Annotated in this window: 16 protein-coding genes; 11 read left to right on the top strand and 5 right to left on the bottom strand. The window is 59.7% G+C overall.

Annotation, left to right across the window (positions count from 1 at the left end; all coding sequences use genetic code 11):
• The first annotated feature begins 25 nt into the window (after positions 1-25).
• The 3 genes from NKI22_RS21440 (at position 26) to NKI22_RS21430 (ending at position 2,083) form a co-directional block, all read left to right on the top strand.
• Positions 26-820: a helix-turn-helix domain-containing protein gene (locus NKI22_RS21440; protein WP_352815142.1), complete on the top strand. Its 795-nt coding sequence runs from the start codon at positions 26-28 to the stop codon at positions 818-820.
• Between the two features lie 46 nt (positions 821-866).
• Complete coding sequence (locus NKI22_RS21435) at positions 867-1,082, top strand: YdeI/OmpD-associated family protein (protein WP_036244599.1); 216 nt, start codon at positions 867-869, stop codon at positions 1,080-1,082.
• 185 nt (positions 1,083-1,267) lie between these two features.
• Positions 1,268-2,083, top strand: coding sequence for an MBL fold metallo-hydrolase (locus tag NKI22_RS21430; protein ID WP_352958838.1), 816 nt, complete (start codon positions 1,268-1,270; stop codon positions 2,081-2,083).
• A gap of 82 nt (positions 2,084-2,165) precedes the next feature.
• Here the strand turns inward: NKI22_RS21430 and NKI22_RS31525 are convergent, their stop codons facing one another.
• Together NKI22_RS31525 and NKI22_RS21425 are read right to left on the bottom strand one after the other, a co-directional pair.
• Positions 2,166-2,267: a DUF2274 domain-containing protein gene (locus NKI22_RS31525; protein ID WP_156948055.1), complete on the bottom strand. Its 102-nt coding sequence runs from the start codon at positions 2,265-2,267 to the stop codon at positions 2,166-2,168.
• 98 nt (positions 2,268-2,365) lie between these two features.
• On the bottom strand, positions 2,366-3,235 hold the full coding sequence (locus NKI22_RS21425) for a LysR family transcriptional regulator (protein ID WP_352716094.1): 870 nt from the start codon (positions 3,233-3,235) through the stop codon (positions 2,366-2,368).
• A 235-nt stretch (positions 3,236-3,470) separates the two neighbouring features.
• Here NKI22_RS21425 and NKI22_RS21420 point away from each other — a divergent pair, with 235 nt between their 5' ends.
• On the top strand, positions 3,471-3,626 hold the full coding sequence (locus NKI22_RS21420) for a YjiS-like domain-containing protein (protein WP_352815144.1): 156 nt from the start codon (positions 3,471-3,473) through the stop codon (positions 3,624-3,626).
• A 10-nt stretch (positions 3,627-3,636) separates the two neighbouring features.
• Positions 3,637-4,620, top strand: coding sequence for an aldo/keto reductase (locus NKI22_RS21415; RefSeq protein ID WP_352639357.1), 984 nt, complete (start codon positions 3,637-3,639; stop codon positions 4,618-4,620).
• A 167-nt stretch (positions 4,621-4,787) separates the two neighbouring features.
• Here NKI22_RS21415 and NKI22_RS21410 read toward each other — a convergent pair whose 3' ends face one another.
• From NKI22_RS21410 to NKI22_RS21400, 3 genes are all read right to left on the bottom strand, one after another.
• Positions 4,788-6,947 carry a hypothetical protein gene (locus NKI22_RS21410; RefSeq protein WP_352815146.1) on the bottom strand — a complete coding sequence of 720 codons (2,160 nt, stop codon included), beginning with the start codon at positions 6,945-6,947 and terminating at the stop codon, positions 4,788-4,790.
• A gap of 381 nt (positions 6,948-7,328) precedes the next feature.
• The gene (locus NKI22_RS21405; protein ID WP_352639361.1) at positions 7,329-8,438 is read right to left on the bottom strand and encodes an acyltransferase family protein; all 1,110 of its coding nucleotides are present in this window, start codon (positions 8,436-8,438) and stop codon (positions 7,329-7,331) included.
• A gap of 64 nt (positions 8,439-8,502) precedes the next feature.
• Positions 8,503-9,351, bottom strand: coding sequence for a class I SAM-dependent methyltransferase (locus NKI22_RS21400; RefSeq protein WP_352484582.1), 849 nt, complete (start codon positions 9,349-9,351; stop codon positions 8,503-8,505).
• A gap of 428 nt (positions 9,352-9,779) precedes the next feature.
• On the opposite strand from NKI22_RS21400, the gene NKI22_RS21395 reads away from it, so the two are divergent.
• From NKI22_RS21395 to asnB, 6 genes are all read left to right on the top strand, one after another.
• On the top strand, positions 9,780-10,490 hold the full coding sequence (locus tag NKI22_RS21395) for an AAA family ATPase (RefSeq protein WP_023718570.1): 711 nt from the start codon (positions 9,780-9,782) through the stop codon (positions 10,488-10,490).
• Positions 10,491-10,579: 89 nt separating this feature from the next.
• On the top strand, positions 10,580-11,860 hold the full coding sequence (locus NKI22_RS21390; RefSeq protein WP_352639363.1) for a hypothetical protein: 1,281 nt from the start codon (positions 10,580-10,582) through the stop codon (positions 11,858-11,860).
• Between the two features lie 278 nt (positions 11,861-12,138).
• Positions 12,139-12,372: a Trm112 family protein gene (locus NKI22_RS21385; RefSeq protein WP_084642590.1), complete on the top strand. Its 234-nt coding sequence runs from the start codon at positions 12,139-12,141 to the stop codon at positions 12,370-12,372.
• Between the two features lie 337 nt (positions 12,373-12,709).
• The gene (locus NKI22_RS21380; RefSeq protein ID WP_352484586.1) at positions 12,710-13,933 is read left to right on the top strand and encodes a glycosyltransferase family 4 protein; all 1,224 of its coding nucleotides are present in this window, start codon (positions 12,710-12,712) and stop codon (positions 13,931-13,933) included.
• The gene (locus tag NKI22_RS21375; RefSeq protein WP_023718567.1) at positions 13,930-15,186 is read left to right on the top strand and encodes an O-antigen ligase family protein; all 1,257 of its coding nucleotides are present in this window, start codon (positions 13,930-13,932) and stop codon (positions 15,184-15,186) included. Before NKI22_RS21380 ends, NKI22_RS21375 begins: the two co-directional genes overlap by 4 nt.
• 4 nt (positions 15,187-15,190) lie before the next feature.
• Entirely contained in the window at positions 15,191-17,188 is a 1,998-nt protein-coding gene (gene asnB / locus NKI22_RS21370) for an asparagine synthase (glutamine-hydrolyzing) (RefSeq protein ID WP_352639484.1), read from the top strand.
• The last annotated feature ends 1 nt before the right edge of the window (position 17,189 follow it).

Genomic DNA, 17,189 nt, shown 5'->3' with positions numbered 1-17,189 from the left:
TTGCGTCCGGACGCCCGGTACAACGATGGTGACCGCGGCAAGTGCAAAGAGGTTGTTCTTTCCTGCCGGCGACTATCGCCATGCACCGGCCGGAGTCGTTCAGCTGCGTGTGATTCGCAGCGGTTCATCCTATGCAGAGATCGATCTTGGCCGCGGGCTGCGGCGCGTCTTCACGCGCCCCGGTGATCTGCTGCTCAGTCTTCCCGAGCGGGCCACGCGGTTCAAGATCGAGGAGCCGCGAGAGCTGACGATGATCACCGTTGACTCCGCGCTGGCGTCAAGGCTCCTGGTATCCGCAGCCGGGACCCTTGAGGACCTGATGATCCTGACCGATCGACCGATACGCGATTCGCTGGTGGCCGAGTTGTGCCGACGCCTCGAAGGCGACCCGCCAGCCAATGCCATCGTCCGTGAATGGACGCTGGGCCTGATTTTCGTGAACCTGCTCCGTCTCGGGCATGCACGCCAGCGGCGGCAGAAATCTCCGCTCCTGACCTCGCAGCGGTTCGACCGGATCCTCGCTGCGATTGACGGCGATCTGGAAAAGGGGGTCTCGATCGACCATCTTGCCGGAATCTCGGGAATGCCACGACGCGCCTTCACCGCCGCCTTTCGCGAGGCGACGCAATTGCCGGTACATCAATTCATTTTACGCCGCCGCGTTGATCGCGCGGTCGAGCTTTTGGAAAATAGCGATCTGCCGCTGGCCGAGATTGCTCAACATGCGGGTTTCACTCACCAGGCCCATATGAATCGCGTCGTGACCCGATTGAAAGGGCTGTCGCCAGGCCGGCTGCGGTCTCGCAGGCGCGAGGGCTGACTTGTGATCTATTCCATCATCAGAATTCGAATAGCGGAGACGTGATTTGCTGAAACGTCCGTTGGCTAAAATGCCCGACAGTTTGCGTGCAGAGCTCGAGGCCGCAAATCTGATGCCTGCTTTCAAGCAACGGCCTCCCTATCAGCGCAATGATTACTTGCACTGGATCGCGCGCGCCCGTCACCCGGAAACACGCCGAAAGCGCATAAATCAGATGATTGAAGAGCTTACGAAGGGAGGAATCTACATGGGCATGCAATAAGAGCTGGCATCGCCACGAAGCTAGCAGGTCGGTCAACGATCATTTTCCAATCCGTCGCTTATCGAGATCTGATGCTTTCCGGATTGATCTTCACCGGTTTCCCCACGACTTTGCGTAGAGGGTGCAGAGAGCCAATAGTGACAATCGAACCTATCCTCCATTTTCGTTTGCGGCAGGTGGCCTTAATGATCGTGACATCGCAAAGCAGCAACGTGCTTGGCAGCACGTCGGGAAGGTGGCGCGTCTGGTCGCTCTCGGACGGTTACAGCGAGATGCCGGCGGACCTTCTGCGGGATCCGCAGGATAATCCGGTGCCGCAAGCTGCGCAGGCAGGGGCGCTTCGCCTGTCTGTCAATTGCTTCGCCCTTGCAGGTCCAGGCGTTGACGGCGTTCTTATCGACAGCGGAGGAGGGGGCTGGGCCCCGACAGTGGGGCGTCTTGAGCAGGCCATGGCGGAAGCCAGGATTGACCCGGCTTCGATCACGGTCTTGGCGCTCACCCACGCCCATCAGGATCATGTGCACGGACTTTTGACCCCCGACGGCCGAGCGCTCTTTCCAAACTTGAAGGCGATCGTAATTCCCGAGGCGGCTGTGGAGAGCTTTTTCGCTTACGCGCACCTTGCGCAGTTCCGGCCCCTGCTGAAGCGCGTCCAGAATGGCGACCAGGTGGGTGAGCGATTGAGGGCGGTCGCCCTGCCCGGTCATGCTGCCGGCCATACCGGCTACGCGTTCGACGCGGACGAGGACCGTTTCCTATTCTTCGGGGACATCGTTCATGTGCCGGCCTTGCAGTTCGGCAATCCCGCGTTCAGTTGGGGCTATGACGACGATCAGCTGACCGCGCGCGCAACCCGCCTAAAGGTTTTCAGTGACGCGGCCGAGGCGGGGACGTGGATCGCCGGCGCGCACCTTGGCTGGCCGGGCATCGGTCGCGTGGCGCGTAAGGGCGAAGCATACGGCTATGAGCCGGCTCGAGCGATGCCGCCGCGTTCAAAGTGATACCGCATCTTTCCCGTCGCGCTGTGCCTTGGCTAAACCTCGATCCCTGGCCATGAAATGCTCTATCACGGAGGAATGCGCTTTATGGGACGGGAGACGTGTTTGCCTGGCTCCAGCGCAGGACTTCAGCATAAGTGACCAACGCCCGATGCACCGCCGCCGAAAGCTCTTGCGTCACCTTCATTTTGGCACACGAAAAGATCAATTAAATCAACGGCAGCGGCATCTCGTCCGGCCCACCAAAGTATTCTTGATCCACTGCGGCCGATCGACACCTGAGGCTTACCGGAACGGCGTCTCGCCACGAAACAGCGGCTGGTGCGCCCGCATCAAGGCGACAATCCGGTCGGCGACTTTTCGTACCGGCGGCGAGTGACGTTCCTCGTGATGGGTGACGATCCATTGGTCGGTTTCGAGTTCGGGGATAGGCTGAGCGACGCGAACCAGCCGCGGATCACTGTCACCGACGAAGCACGGAAAGATCGAAAGGCCGGCGCCGGCGGCTACCAGTTCGCGCACCGAATGGGTGTTGTTGCCGCGAACGGCGATGCGGTCGCCGTGGTGGGCTTGCAGCCAGCGCGCCGAGGCAATGTTTGCCCCTTCGCCGGTGACGCCGACGAACAATCCGGCGGCGATGCCGTTGATCAGGTGGCGTCCGGAATAAATGGCGTGGGCGACCTTGCCGCTCAGACGGCCGGCCAGCCACTGCTCGGTCGGGCGCTCGCTGCGGATGCCGATGTCGGCGGCGCGGCGGCCGATGTCGACCCGGTCGGTGGTGGTGACGAGTTCCACCCTTATGCCATCATCGACCGTCCAGATCTCGCCGATATGGGCGGAAACGAAGGCCGAGGTCCATGGCCCAGCCGAGACGCGGACAATGCGGTCGGGCAGGTTTCCCTCGCGCCAGCGGGTCAGCGACTGCATTGCTACCTCGACGTCTTCGGCGCGCCGCAGCAGTTCTTCCCCGACCGGGGTCAGCCGGTAGCCGGTCTGCTGGCGCACGAACAGCGGTTCGCCAATCTGCTTTTCGAGCGCGGTGACGCGTCGTCCAAGGGTGGCTGCGCTGAGGCGCGTGGTTCCCGTCGCTGCGCTCAAGCCACCCAGCCGCGCAACGTCGAGAAACAACCTCAGATCGTCCCAGCCAATATCCATTTTGCAGAAATGAAAAACTCCTTGCGACCGTGGCTGTAGCGCGAAGCGGGCATCGCGCGCAAGTATGCAGGAATTGGAGGCGTTGGATAATCTTGCCTGACGGGACAGGGATAAGCGCCTCGGCTGGCCAAGAAGCGAGCGCCATCTTTTCGATCGAGCATGCGATTCGCGCAGATGCTTTGCGCTTTCGATCAACCCAGGCGCGCGGGCATTCTGCGCGCCAAAGGAGACGACCATGTTGTATGAACTTCGATACCGTTTCACCCGCTGGATTGCCTATCGCCAGACGCTTGCGAGCTTGAAGCAGGCCCCGGACAGCACACTGGTGGATGCCGGCATTTCCCCCGATGAGATCCGCGAGCGTGCCCGCCACGCCAGCCTGCGCCGTTGAGGAAACGGGCATGGAGATGATGGAGCTTTGGGATGGCCGATCGGTGCCGCGCATCGGGATCGGCACCTGGGCGGCGGGTGGCGCCGCGCGCTGGCGCGACACGGCGACAATCTATGGCGAGGTCGACGATATCAGGTCGCAAGCCGCGCTGGCGATGGCCTATGACATCGGCGCGCGGGTGTTCGACACGGCTGCCGCCTATGGCGCCGGCAATGCCGAACTAATCCTCGGGCGGGCGTTGAAGGGCAGGGACGAAGCCGTCATCGTCACCAAGGTCGGCTATTTCGGCGATCCCGAAACGCGCAAGATCGCTCCCGAGGATGCCTCTGCCGCGGCGATCCGGACATCGATCGACAATTCGCGGCAGCGCCTGCAGCGCGATTTTATCGACGTCGTGCTGCTACACATCAACGAATATCCGATCGAACGCGCCGGTGAGGTGTTCGATACGCTCGACCTGTTGGGCCAGGAGGGCAAGATAGGCGGCTTCGGCTGGAGCACCGATCACTGCGAACGGCTTGCTGCCTACGCGCCGCGCGAGGGTTTCGTCGCCGTAGAGAACGACTTCAATGTGTTTACCCCGGCCAACGAGCTGATGGCCGTTGCGGCGCGCGAGCACCTCGTCTCGTTCAGCCGGCTGCCGCTGGCAATGGGACTGCTCACCGGCAAATACACGCCGGCCATGAGGCTGCCCACCGATGACGTGCGCGGCGGGAATGCCGATTGGATGGTGTTTTTCAGGGATGGCGCCGCCAACCCGCAGTATCTGTCAAGGCTCTCGGCAATCCGCGACCTGCTCACCTCGGGCGGACGCACGCTTGCGCAGGGTGCGCTCGGCTGGATCCTCGCCAAGTCGGCAATCGCCTTGCCGGTTCCCGGCTTCACGCGGCCCGAGCAGGTCGCGGACAATCTCGGTGCGCTGGAAAGAGGGCCGCTGCCGGCAGCGGTGATGGCCGAGATCGACGCCGTGCTGAAAATTGCCGAGACCGCTTAGTGTTGCGAATCCGAAATTCGCATTGGTGATGATGCCGACCAACTTCGATCTCTCCGATGTCCGCCGGTATCTTATCTTCCCTTGGCCAAGCTTCCGTGGCGCAATTGAACAAAGACGGAGCGGCGGACCCGACTCCATTTGAAGGTCCGCCACTCCGGGTTTTCAGATCACAAAGACTGATGCTGCCACGGGAAATGGGTAGCGAGCTGCGCTTGAGCTGCGCCGCCGACTTCATCGCTGTCGATAGAGAGCGATCCGGTTGTACTGTCAAAGATGATGTGGTGGGAACCATCATCGGCGGCCGTATCAGCAGAGGAAGCATGCAATGAAAGCCCGCCCGACTTAAGCTCGGTAAGAGCGGGTTGATCGAGGTGGAGCTTGTCCTGGAGCTTGCTGAAGTCGAAGGCGTCGTTGCCTCCGTGGCCGGACATGATCTCGGCGGCGCCATTTTTTGCCTGGGCGCCGACATTTTCATCGGGCTGGACGGTCTGCGCGAACCCGTGGCGAACCAGGCTGGTTGCCGTTGTGTCGGACGGGTCGTTGGTCGGGAGAAGCTCCGAGCCGGCCGAAAGAGAATGGTTCAACGCAGCCAATATGCGGTCAACGCTGCTGCCCTCGCTTACCTTGTCGCCGGCATTATCGTGGGTGGTGTCAGTCGAACTGCCGTCGCTGGCAAGGAGGTGCGAAAGCGCGGTCTTGCTATCACTGCCATCGCTTGTGGTGGCGCCGGAAGCGGCGGTATCAGTCGAACTGCCATTGCCAGCGAGGAGGTGCGAAAGCGCGGTCTTGCCATGACTGCTATCGCTGATGGTGGCGCCGGAAGCGGTGGTATCAGTCGAACTGCCATTGCCGGCGAGGAGGTGCGAAAGCGCGGTCTTGCCATGACTGCCATCGCTGGTGGTGGTGCCCGAAGCGGCGGTAGCAGTCGAACTGCCGTCGCTGGCGAGGAAGGGCGAAAGCGCGGTCTTGCCATGACTGCCATCGCTTGTGGTGGCGCTGGAAGCGGCGGTATCAGTCGAACGGCCATTGCCGGCGAGGAGATGCGAAAGCGCGGTCTTGCTATCACTACCATCGCTTGTGGAGGCGGCGGTGTCGGTCCAACTGCTATTGCCAGCGAGGAGGTGCGAAAGCGCGGTCTTGCTATGATTGCTATCGCCGGTAGTGGTCTCGGCAGGGGCAGTCGCAGTCGAGCTGCTATCGCCGGTGATGGCCCCGGAAGGGGCGGTGGCAGTCGAGGTGCTGTCGCTGGGGGTGGCCCCGGACGGGGCCGTGGCAGTCGAGGTGCTGTCGCTGGGGGTAGCCTCGGACGGGGCCGTGGCAGTCGGGGTGCCATCGCCGGTGGTGGCCTCGGCAGGGGCAGTCGAGGCGCTATCGCCGGTGGTGGCCTCGGACGGGGCCGTGGCAGTCGAGGCGCTATCGCTGGGGGTGGCCTCGGACGGGGCGGTGGCAGTCGAGGCGCTATCGTTGGGGGTGGCCTCGGACGGAGCCGTGGCAGTCGAGGCGCTATCGCCGGTGGTGGCTTCGGAAGGGATGCTCGCCGTAGAACTGGGATCAGTAGCCGCGGCTTCGGAAGGAGCAGTCCCTCCAGTGTTGAGATTGTGTTCCCGGAAAACGGCCTGCAGTTCCGAAGAGCTCTCCAACGCTGTGTCGCCTCGCTGCGAACCCCAGGCGTATGCGTAGTCGAAGGCGGGTGACGGAACCAGCTTGGCCCAGTGGTCCATCATGGTTTCCATCTGGGTGGCGGTGGGCACGACATATTTGCCACCCATGTCGGTGTTATAGTCGCCACCTCCAAACGTCTGGTAGCCTGGAATGATCTGGCTCGTCGGGATGCCCGATGCCTGAGCGGCGGCGACGAATTTGTCGATCATGTTGTAGTCGACCGCGCCATCCGTGCGGACAGGATAGACATCCACGCCGTAGTAATCGATACCCGTACTGGCGGGATTGTAGGTGTTCGAAAAATCTGGATTCGCCGACGTCCCCAGGCTCATCATCGTGATATAGGTCTTGGCATCCGGCACATTGGAATGAATCCAGTCGGATTCTGCCTTCAGATTTGCGGCAGAGGCGTAGGTACCCCATTGGCCGGTGGGATCCGGCTCGTCAACCAGGAAGAATCCGAACAGCTTTGGATTACCGATGAAGGGCGTGACCTTGTCGACAAAGGAGGAGGTTACTCCGTCGGTTTCGTTCAGATAGACCATGCCTTTCATACCGTCCGGCAGCGCATTGAGTTGGTCAACGGATGAAACGTCAGCCAGATTGAATCCGGCTTGAGCAATTTCCGTGCCCGATCCACCTGACGTGTAATGCAGAGTTGTCATCCAATATTCCTTTTTCTGTTTCGACAGCGCCCTACCTACAGACTGCGTATATTAGCGCCAAATCACATACCGGCACCCCGTGAGAGAAACTTTGATCGTAAGTTGATACACACAGTGCGACCTTCTCCCCGATAAGCCCTTCGATGCGGTGCCAGGTCGCAAGAGAGTCTTGCGCCATATGCCGGACCTGGCGTGCGCTATTTGGAGTGCGCTTCGCTGCTCTTGAAGCCTCGTCGTGCGGGGTGCTGGGGAATCGGCTGAGCCGTCAATGAAACCGGAAGCGGGACACATCCAGTGTGCCGTACAGCGTGCCAAGCCCGGATACCCCGGTGTTTCGCGATTAACGCGAATCTTTCTGGCACACCCGCCGAGCGCTTCTGATCACGATGTTCGTGCGGACGAGGTTGGCCGGATTGGCTGCGACGCTGGTGCAAGGCGATATATCCCAGACACCAGAGCGCGAACGAGCGGCTTGCGTACCGGCGTCTCGATGAAGCGCCAGACGAGAAAAGAGGCAAGAAGAATCCCGGCAAATACAACGAAGAATGCGGCGTTCTTTCCGACATGCGGCGCCAGCGCGTTAAGCGAGATGTAGCCAATATACTGATGCAAAAGATACAGTGGATAAGTCAATCCTCCGAGCATCATGACAACCTTGGATGGAGCAATCACGGAGCGGAGCAGTATCGCGCCAGAGAAGACTCCGTAGACCACTATATTGGCAGCGAGGAGAGCAGGATACGAAATGGCAGCGCCAAAGTGCTCATGCATCCAGTGGTGAGAGAAGATTATAGTCTGGCAAGACACCAGGAATGCGACGGCAAGAAGCAGGAACGCAGCCGGCGAACGGCCCCTTGCAACGATGTCTTCCGCGAGGATGCCGGCGGCAAACAAAGGCGCATAGTTTGTAATAAAGAGAATGCGTATCACCGCGTTCTCAAAGAAGAACTCGTTGCTTGCCGAAATTGCGAGCCAGATGGCAGCGATAGGTATTTTCCAGCGCTGAAAGGCACCCGCAAAGATCAGCACTGCAACCCAGCCGTAGAACAGGATCTCGAGCATGATCGACCAGTAGGCCCCATCCATGGATGGTCTGCCGAAGAGGCGGGCGAACATAGAGAGATTGGCTACATAGGTCGCAATATCGGTCGGAAAACGCTGGTCTTTGGCGACGACGAGAACAACAAAAGTTGCGGTCATGCAGACGAGGAATCCGGGATAAAGCCGGGCGAAGCGGGCGACCGCGAATTCCTGCCAGGTTCGACCTTCGGCCGACCACGCGATGACGAAACCGCTGATCAGGAAAAACAGATTGACGCCGAGATAGCCATAGATGGCGTAAGGTGCTGCGGCAGGATATTCCACATCGAGACTTCCGGCGATCGCGCCGCCAAAAAGATAATGATAGAGCACGACCGCGAGGGCTGCGGCCAAGCGCAGCAGGTCGAGTGATGCCATGCGCGCCGGAATGGCCTTGCCTGCCGGTTCCACAGCCACCTCCCGTCGCCGTTTCAGCTTTTGACACCCATCAGCGGCTTGATCCGCAATGCCAGTGCTAACGCAAAGGCTGCAAACCGGCGGCAGGCCACGCCTTTACCTTCTCAAGTACGAACAGCTGCTCGCAGGACAGGAACCGGAGGACGCTGAAAGAGCGTACCAGTTCGAGCCCCGCCTCTGCGAAATCCTGTCGTGCAACGTTAAGATTGACGGGATGAGGCGCCGACAGCCTTCCGGTGATTATCTTCCGCAGCCTTAGTCGCATTCTCTGGAGGCGGGTGCCAACGCCGTAGGATACGATCAGACGGCGGCTGGCAACGCGCGCGAGCTCCATGATAATGTCGCGCCTGAGATGTGGCGGGATAAGATGGATGAGGCGAAGACAGACCACCGTGTCAAAGCTTTCGTCGGCGAACGGCAGTTGCGTCACGTCACATCGGATGAATCCCCGAAATCCGGGCTGACCTTCATATGCTGACTTAGCCAGGGCCATCATTTCCATTGAAATGTCTGCAGCCAGCACCTGACAATCATGCCGGCCCAGCACGCCAGCCAGCTTCCCGGTTCCGCATGGGATATCGAGCACCTGAGATGGAGGCGGGCTGCACCTCTCCAGCGCCTTGGCGATGCAGCGCTGCTCCCGTCGCGCAATGACGTAGGATGCAATTGTAGACAGCTTCAAGCGGCCTGCATATCCGTCCAGGTACCAGCTCGCAAAGCTCGGATCCTGATATCTCTGCTTTGTTGGGAGATCATAGGCCGCGGCCGCGACTTCGGCGTCGTAACTAGTAGGCATAGCGGCTGTAGCCCCTGCTGACGGATATGACTTGAGGTCCTCGCTCATCTGCCCGCTTTCATACGATTTCTCCTGAGATGGAATCGAAGATTTTTTGTCCAACATATTCATTGGATGCCCCACCAAGCTGTTCTATTGGCGATAGAGGCGGCAAAAGATCAGTTCTGGGTGGGGCCATCGCAGAGGTAAGGTTTCCAGATGGCTGGGTATCTCGCATCCCCCGAACGGATGAGACATGCCGAACTTATGACTACTGAGCCCCGTGGAGGTGCGCTGGGGCATTGGGCTACTGCACAGCCCTGTCGGGGACGGAACGGCAAACGGATGGAAGGCAATCGGGAAGGATAGTGACCGAAACGCACTCCTTCCGTTCACGATTATGGCCTTCGTCGATATCCTAACGTGACCACACCGTCATTCATACGGATGGCGCGAATTCCTGGCTCGTCGGCTAGACATCCCGGGAAGAGATGGGCGTTCGCTTCAGCAAATGGACATAACATCACTGCCGGAAGGCTTCCCTCAGTCTGGATTGAAAGATGATCTTGGAGCTATTTGGGCCGTCCGGTGCTGGTAAGACGACGTTGGCGTGCGAGCTGGTGCACGTTCTGCGAGCTCAGGGCTACTCTGTGGTTTTGCAGACCGGCGACCGTCGACACCCGGTTAGAAGAGCCGCCTTCAAACTAGTCTCCGGCTTGCATTCAAAGTGGATTGGACAGCGTTCTCTCGGTGCAGAAGTGCTTAAGATCCTTCCACCCAAGAATGAGCTGTGGGCGGCTCGTCTGAACTGGCATCTTGAAGCTCTTCTACAAGCCTGGCGCGCGGCAATAGCGTCCAAGGACACGATCTCAATTTTTGACCAGGGTATGGTGCAATTCGTGTGCTCGCTGGTTTTGTTCAGCGGCATAACGGATCGTGAAAGGGTGTCGTGCGCCCTCGAGCTTCTACCCAAACCGGACCTGCTTGTCCGATTGCAGGCGCCACGAGAGATTCTAGAGGCGCGGTTGAGGGAACGCCGGCGTAATCTCGGCATCATTCAGAAGTTCCTCGAAGTTGATCTGCAGAGCAGTCTTGATCATATCGACCACGTTAATCTTATCGAGGAACAACTTGGATCGTTCCCGGTACCGACAACTTGCGTTGAAAGCTTAGATTCGGACGGGCTCGCTGCCGCCACCGAAATAATAGCGCGTGGAGTAATTGACAAGTTTGGCGCGGCGCGGGCGAAATTTAAAAGGGTTGAAGCTTAGAGAGATACGGTTTTGAAGCGTCGAGAAGAAGGTATCCAATAAAAACGGAAATCGAACTATTGAGACGGAACCGCGTGAGTTGACACGACATGCGCTTTTTTCGCTACCAAATTGTCTTGGCGTTGACGCTAGCTGCCAGCGCGACATCCATAGATCTGCGCGGAGCGGTGAGTGAAGAGGATGTGGCATCGACAAAGTTCGTCGCGCCGGTGGCCATGGACCTGCCTGATTACCTGCACCCGGCGAAGGATGCGGCATTTGGCACAACTTTCACGCGAATAACCAAACCCGGAATCCTCGGCGCCGGCGTCGCATGCGGGAGCAAATATTGCAGCCACCGCTATTCGAGCGCTCAGGCCTGGAATTCGGATCAGAGCCTTCTTGTCATCAGCAACGGCTGCGGCGGCTTATGCTTCCTGGATGGGCGCACCTACGCTCCGCTTTTTCGCCGTGTTCGATCGATCGAATGCGAATGGCACCCTCGCGATCCCGACCTGATGATCTGCGTCGGTGGTCGGAAAATCTCGACGTGGGCGCCACGCACCAATCATGAGGAGGTCCTGTTTGTTTCGACTGACAGTAGCGATCTCCAGTTCGGCCCTTATAAAGGGAATCCGAGCCGTGACGGCAGCCGTATAGCCGTGCGCGCGGTTCGCGGGGACGGCAAAGCGGTCGTCTTTGCCTACGATCTCAAACAGCGGCGGAAGTTTCCGGAAATCGATCTCGCACAGCTTGTCGGGACCAACAGCGCCTGCTCAATCTCGCCGCTAGGCGTCAACATCTTATGCATTCAGTACCTAAAAGACGAAACTGAACAGACGTTCATCTTTTCGGTTGACGGCGTTCTGCGCCAAAAATGGACCGAGCATCATCGGCCTGGCCATGGGGACATGACGGTCGATGCCGACGGCAGCGAAATCTATGTGGGGATCAGTAAATCCGATCCGGACATATTCCAGGTGATCAAGCGAAGGCTGTCAGATGGGAAAGTCACCTCGCTGATGAGATATGGCGAAGCACAGCATGCATCGCTCAGGTCACTGGACAGGCCGGGTTGGGTGTTCCTTAGCTATTCCGGCGACCCGGACGAAGTATCGAAATATCCGAATTGGGCGCCGTATGCGCGGGAAGTCATCGCGCTGCGCATCGACGGCAGCGGAGAGGTTCGACGTGTTGTGCAGACGAAGAACGCTCCATTCGACTACTGGAGTGAGACCCACGCCTCGCCGTCCCCAGACGGTTCACAGGTGGTCTGGTCAAGCAATTGGGGAGTACCCGGCGGTCCGGTTTACGATTTCGTCGCCCGTATTGACTGGCCGGAACGGTCAAACACTGGCTCGAGAGCATTAACCGCGAGCGGTCTTCAATAACGAAACCTTCCGGCCACCTATCACGGTTGTCTCCGATCGTGCTTACCCATTGTCCGTTCAACACCTCACCTCCAACTTCGCCGCCACGCAGCTCCGTCCAATGTCAATTCATTCAAACAGACGACGACAGGTGGCCAAGCCTGCACCTACCGTGAAAGTGCAGTTTGCAAGGCTTATGACACTTGCCGGAACTCTACGATTTACAGAAATGACTCGAACGTCGGGTGATGGCTTTTGTGCGAAAGACGCTCGCGTCGGAGCCGAGAAAGGAATAGCAGATGGATGCGGATAGGCGAGCCGAAGAGAATGCCTCTTTCAATCCTGAGTTGTTGAAACGGTTAGTATGCCCAGTGACCAAAGGCTCACTTGCCTGGGATGGGGATCGCGACGAACTCGTATCGAAGAGCGCAGGACTTGCCTACCCGGTACGCGACGGCATTCCGATCCTGCTAGCATCGGAGGCACGGGCGATCATCTCCCGCGTGGTCAAACTTCGCGCATCCAGAGGATGAGCTAGCCGCGCAAATTAGGCGGCATTCCGACGGCAACCAGCACCAAGACAGGAAAGTGCCGCGGAGCGCGAGCCGTTTGTCAACAGACCACTCCGTGCTCGGGCATCTGGGCAGTGCCGACCTTTTTGATGCAACGCGCGGCTACCTGAACCGGCTGGGCACGGCGATCCGTTTCCGGGACACGGTGTGTGTCATTCAAACAGACGAGGACAGTGGCAAGGCCTGCCCCTACCGTGACCTTGGGCGTGATGGGTAACGAAACCAACACTATGAAAGCAAATTCAACGGCCGGCCACTTCGCGCGATCGGGCTACGGCGAACGGTCAGGAGACGCAGGATGAATCCGCACCTCGTGTGTGTTGGAGGCGAGGATCACGCCCTGCGAATCCCCTTCCTGATGTCGCTGCGAGAGAAGGGATTCCAGGTTACTGCGGTTTCGAGCGGCGGTGAAGCCGCATTCCTGCGGCATGGCATTCCGCATCGCAGCTACGGTTTCGACCGCTTTTCCAGCAGCAGCGGGGAATGGGCCGCCATCAAAACCATTCGAAAGCTGATGGCGGAACTCCGGCCGGATATTATCCAAAGCTTCGACACCAAGCCCAACCTGGTGACGCCACTTGCGGTGCGCGGGAGCGTTCCAGTCGTGCGCACAATCAACGGTCTGGGCTGGACGTTCTCGTCCCTGGAACCGCGCGCCCTGGCCCTGCGCCCAATCTTTTGCGGACTGCAATGGCTTTCGTCCTTATGGACGGCCGCTACGGTGTTCCAAAATCGGGACGATCAGTCATTCTTTGAACGCTACCGACTGATCATACGTGGCAGCGGACGAGTGATCCGCAGTTCTGGAATCGATGTCGATGCGTTCGCCATGGCAAGGCATCTTGCCCCGTCGGCGATGAAAATGCGCGAGGAGCTTGGGCTCCAATCCGCCGAGATCGTAATTTTTGTCGGCCGGCTAACTCGCCAGAAAGGCATCCCGACACTCCTCAAGGCAGTCCCTCGCATTTTGGCTGAAAGGCCCGATGCCCGTTTCGTGCTTGTCGGGCCATTGGAATCCGAGGGCCCATTTGCGGTGGACAAGGCGGAGATTGATCGACATGCGCCCCATGTCATCGCCTTGGGCCCACGACGCGACGTTCCTGCCCTGCTTGGCATGGCCGATCTGTTCGCCTTTCCGACACAATATCGCGAAGGGATTCCGCGCGTCCTGCTGGAGGCAGGGCTTGCAGGATTGCCTATCGTCGCCTCAAGGATGCCTGGCTGCAATGAGGTGGTCGAAGACGGATGGAACGGCCATCTCGTCCCACCGCACGATCCGAACAGCCTTGCATCTCGAATTATAGACCTCTTGTCCGACCGCCGGAAAGGAAGGACCATGGGCGCTCGCTCTGTCGAGCTGGTCCGGACGCAGTTCTCGCTGCCCTGGGTGGTCGAGCAATATTGCGATCTCTACGACAATGTCCTTAGCGCCAAATCCCATGGCGGCTTCGCTCGACCGGCGTCGCCCGCGTTGCTTGAAGAGGCTGCTGCAAACCGCGCATTGGGTGGAGCGCGCCGATGATCCGCGACGCGTTGCTCGCCTGCGGCGTTGCGATGTCCTATGCGGCGCAGCTCACCATTCCGGGAGTGCCACTCGGCTATGGCGAGCTGTTTCTCGCGCTTTGGATCATGCTGTCGATCGGCCGAGTGCTCGCCGGCGGTCATTTGGTAGTCAGGCCCGCCCTGATCCGTGTCGCGGGCTTCTGGCTGATCATGACGCTTGCTCTGGGGATTGGCACCATCGTCGGCTATCTGACCACGGTGCTGTACCTGTCGGTGGTGATGCACGATATGATAGCCTACCTGCTGCTGATCTGCGTCACCTGCCTAGCCGCCGCGGAGCCCGAGGCTGATCGTCATCTGCGCAGTACTGCCTGGTGGGTGGTCGCGATCGCGAATGCAGGCTTTATTGTTCAGCTGGCACTTGGATGGGGTTGGATCCACCAATCCGGCGTCGATCCGTGGTACTGGGATCGCTTCCGCGGCTGGTCCGAGAACCCGAACCAGCTCGCGCTCTATTGTGCACTCTTTGGCCCATTCGCCTTGCATCTTGCGACGACCACAAGCAATCCGTGGGCGAGATTGGCCGGGCTCAGCAGCCTTATCCTGACCATCTATATCGGAAGGCTGACGAAGAGTGATACCTATCTGTACACGACGGTCCTGGCCTGCTTGATATTTCTTGGGCTGCGGGTTCGGACATGGCTCGCAACCGGTGACGGCAAGGCCAGCTTTTCCCGGCAAGTTACCCTCCTGTTGATGATTGGCTTCCTTCCGTTGGCCTTGTCGATGACGCCCTACATTCTCACGGAAGCGGGCAGCGTCGAACAGTTCGCCTTAAGTCTCACCAAGGACAAGGGCGGCGACGCAACCGCCGAAACCGCCGCACTTCGCCTCCATCTCTGGGGAGATGCATTGGGCAAGGGCCTGACGTCAGGATCCCTGGGCCTTGGTCCTGGGCCGCATCTGGAGCGCCCGCCCATTTCCTACAGCCAGTTTCTGCCCCGGCCTTTCGAGGCTCACAACACGATTCTCGATCTATACACTCAAGGTGGTTTGATTGCGGTCCTAGCCCTGGCCTGGATTGTCGGCGCGGCGGCTTTATGCGCATGGCGTGCAAAGCTCGATGCCCTGTTCGTGCTCGTCGTGTCGATCGTTATCTTCGGGATGCCACATCTGATCATCCGCCATCCAATCGTGTGGTTTGCGCTGACCATTTGCCTTGTTGCCGGAACGCCGCAAACGGTTTCGGCAACCTCGAGCGACCGGAGGTGATGGCATGTGTGGGATTGCCGGAATTCTCCTTGCACCCGATGCAGCCAGTGCCAGGCCGCTCACGGCCATAGGGCAGATGACGACGGGCCTTCGTCATCGCGGGCCTGATGGTGAAGGCTTCTGGGTCAACCGTGAAGCCGGCATCGCCTTCGGCCACAGGCGTTTGGCTATCGTCGATCTATCGGAGGCGGGACGCCAACCAATGCATTCGGCAAGTGGCCGATATGCCATTACGTTCAACGGCGAGATCTACAATTTCCGCGATCTGCGCCGCGAACTTGAAGGCGCTGGCCATCGGTTCCGTGGCGCCAGCGATACCGAAGTCATGCTGTGCGCAATCGAGAGTTGGGGTCTCGACACCGCACTGACGCGCCTCGCTGGCATGTTCGCATTTGGATTGTGGGATCTGAAGACCAGGACCCTCCATCTCGCCCGCGACCGAATGGGCAAAAAGCCGCTCTATGTTGCTGCAACACGCGATGCGCTTGTTTTTGCCTCCGAGTTGAAGGCGATCAATCGTTTTCCAGGGTTCTGTCAGGAGCTCGATCTCGACGCGGCTGCGACGATGCTTTCGAAGGGATGGGTGCCGGGTAACAGTTGCATCTGGCAAGGCGTATTCAAGTTACCTCCTAGCTCGGTTCTGTCTGTGACGGCGGCAGATTTTGCCGAGGCGCGCAGTGCCGCATCCCTTTCGCAACGCGTCCGACACTGGTGGTCGCTGCCTGAAGTCGCCGCGAACGGTCGACTGAATCCAATCGCCGGCACCGACGAAGAACTGACCGACGAACTCGACGACCTGCTGCGACTTGCCGTTCGGGAACGCATGGTAGCCGATGTGCCGCTGGGTGCCTTTCTGTCTGGTGGCATCGACAGCTCCGCCGTTGTGGCGCTGATGCAGGCTCAGTCGCCGAAGCCGGTGCGCACATTCACGATTGCTTTCGGAGAAGGCGGGTTTGATGAGGCTCCCCACGCCGCGGAGGTTGCGCGGCATCTGGGCACCAATCATACTGAACTACACCTTTCGGCCGCCGCTGCGCGCGAGGTCATTCCAGAATTGCCGCAGATCTGGGACGAGCCGTTCGCCGACGAATCGCAGATACCAACTTTGCTGGTGGCGCGGCTCGCCCGCCAGCATGTTACCGTGGCCCTGTCAGGCGACGGTGGCGATGAATGCTTCGCCGGTTACGCCCGCCACTTCATGGCGGCGCGGTTGAAACGACAGCATGCGCTGCCGTCGCCGCTGCGTCACACGCTTGCTGCAGGGGTCGAATTGCTGGCCCGTGCGGCGCGCTACGATCTCGTCAGCAAGCTGCCGCTTTCGGCGAGTGCACGGCTCGCGCTGCGGAGCGATCGGCTGCACCGCCTCGCTCGGCTGCTCGCCGCAGCAGATGAGGACGAATTGTATCAACGGCTGACCGGAGTATCGACCGAGAGCCTCACACTCCACAAGCCGTCCACATCAATTCAAGAGTCACCCCGGCTTGATGGCCTGCTGTCCCGTCTCTTGTACGACGACATGGCCGGCTACCTGCCCGACGATATACTGGTGAAGTTGGACCGTGCCAGCATGGCCAACAGCCTCGAGGGCCGGTGCCCGCTTCTCGACCATCGGGTTGTCGAATTCGCTTGGCGGCTGCCCGCACATGCGAAGGTTCGCAATGGCAAAGGCAAGTGGATACTTCGTCAGTTGCTGAGCCGCTATCTTCCGCAACGGCTGATCGACCGGCCGAAGCAGGGTTTCGATGTTCCCATAGCGGTCTGGCTGAGAGGCCCGTTGCGCGACTGGGCCAGCGATCTGGTCGCCGATATGCGCCTCTCCGGAGATGGGATCTTCGACTTTGCGAAGGTCGCGATGTGCTGGCGCGACCACCTTGACGGAAGACAGGACCATTCTCGTGATTTGTGGCCCGCATTGATGTTCCAGGCCTGGCGCAACGAGGCCGGGCGGCCCCCAGGGCCGGCAACGGGCATGTCTACAGTGCTCGAACTGACAGGAGTATAAG

Source organism: Mesorhizobium sp. M0778 (assembly GCF_040320105.1).
Taxonomy (GTDB): Bacteria; Pseudomonadota; Alphaproteobacteria; order Rhizobiales; family Rhizobiaceae; genus Mesorhizobium.
The sequence above is the reverse complement of the archived record's forward strand: the minus strand, read 5'-3'. Positions and strand labels throughout refer to the sequence as shown.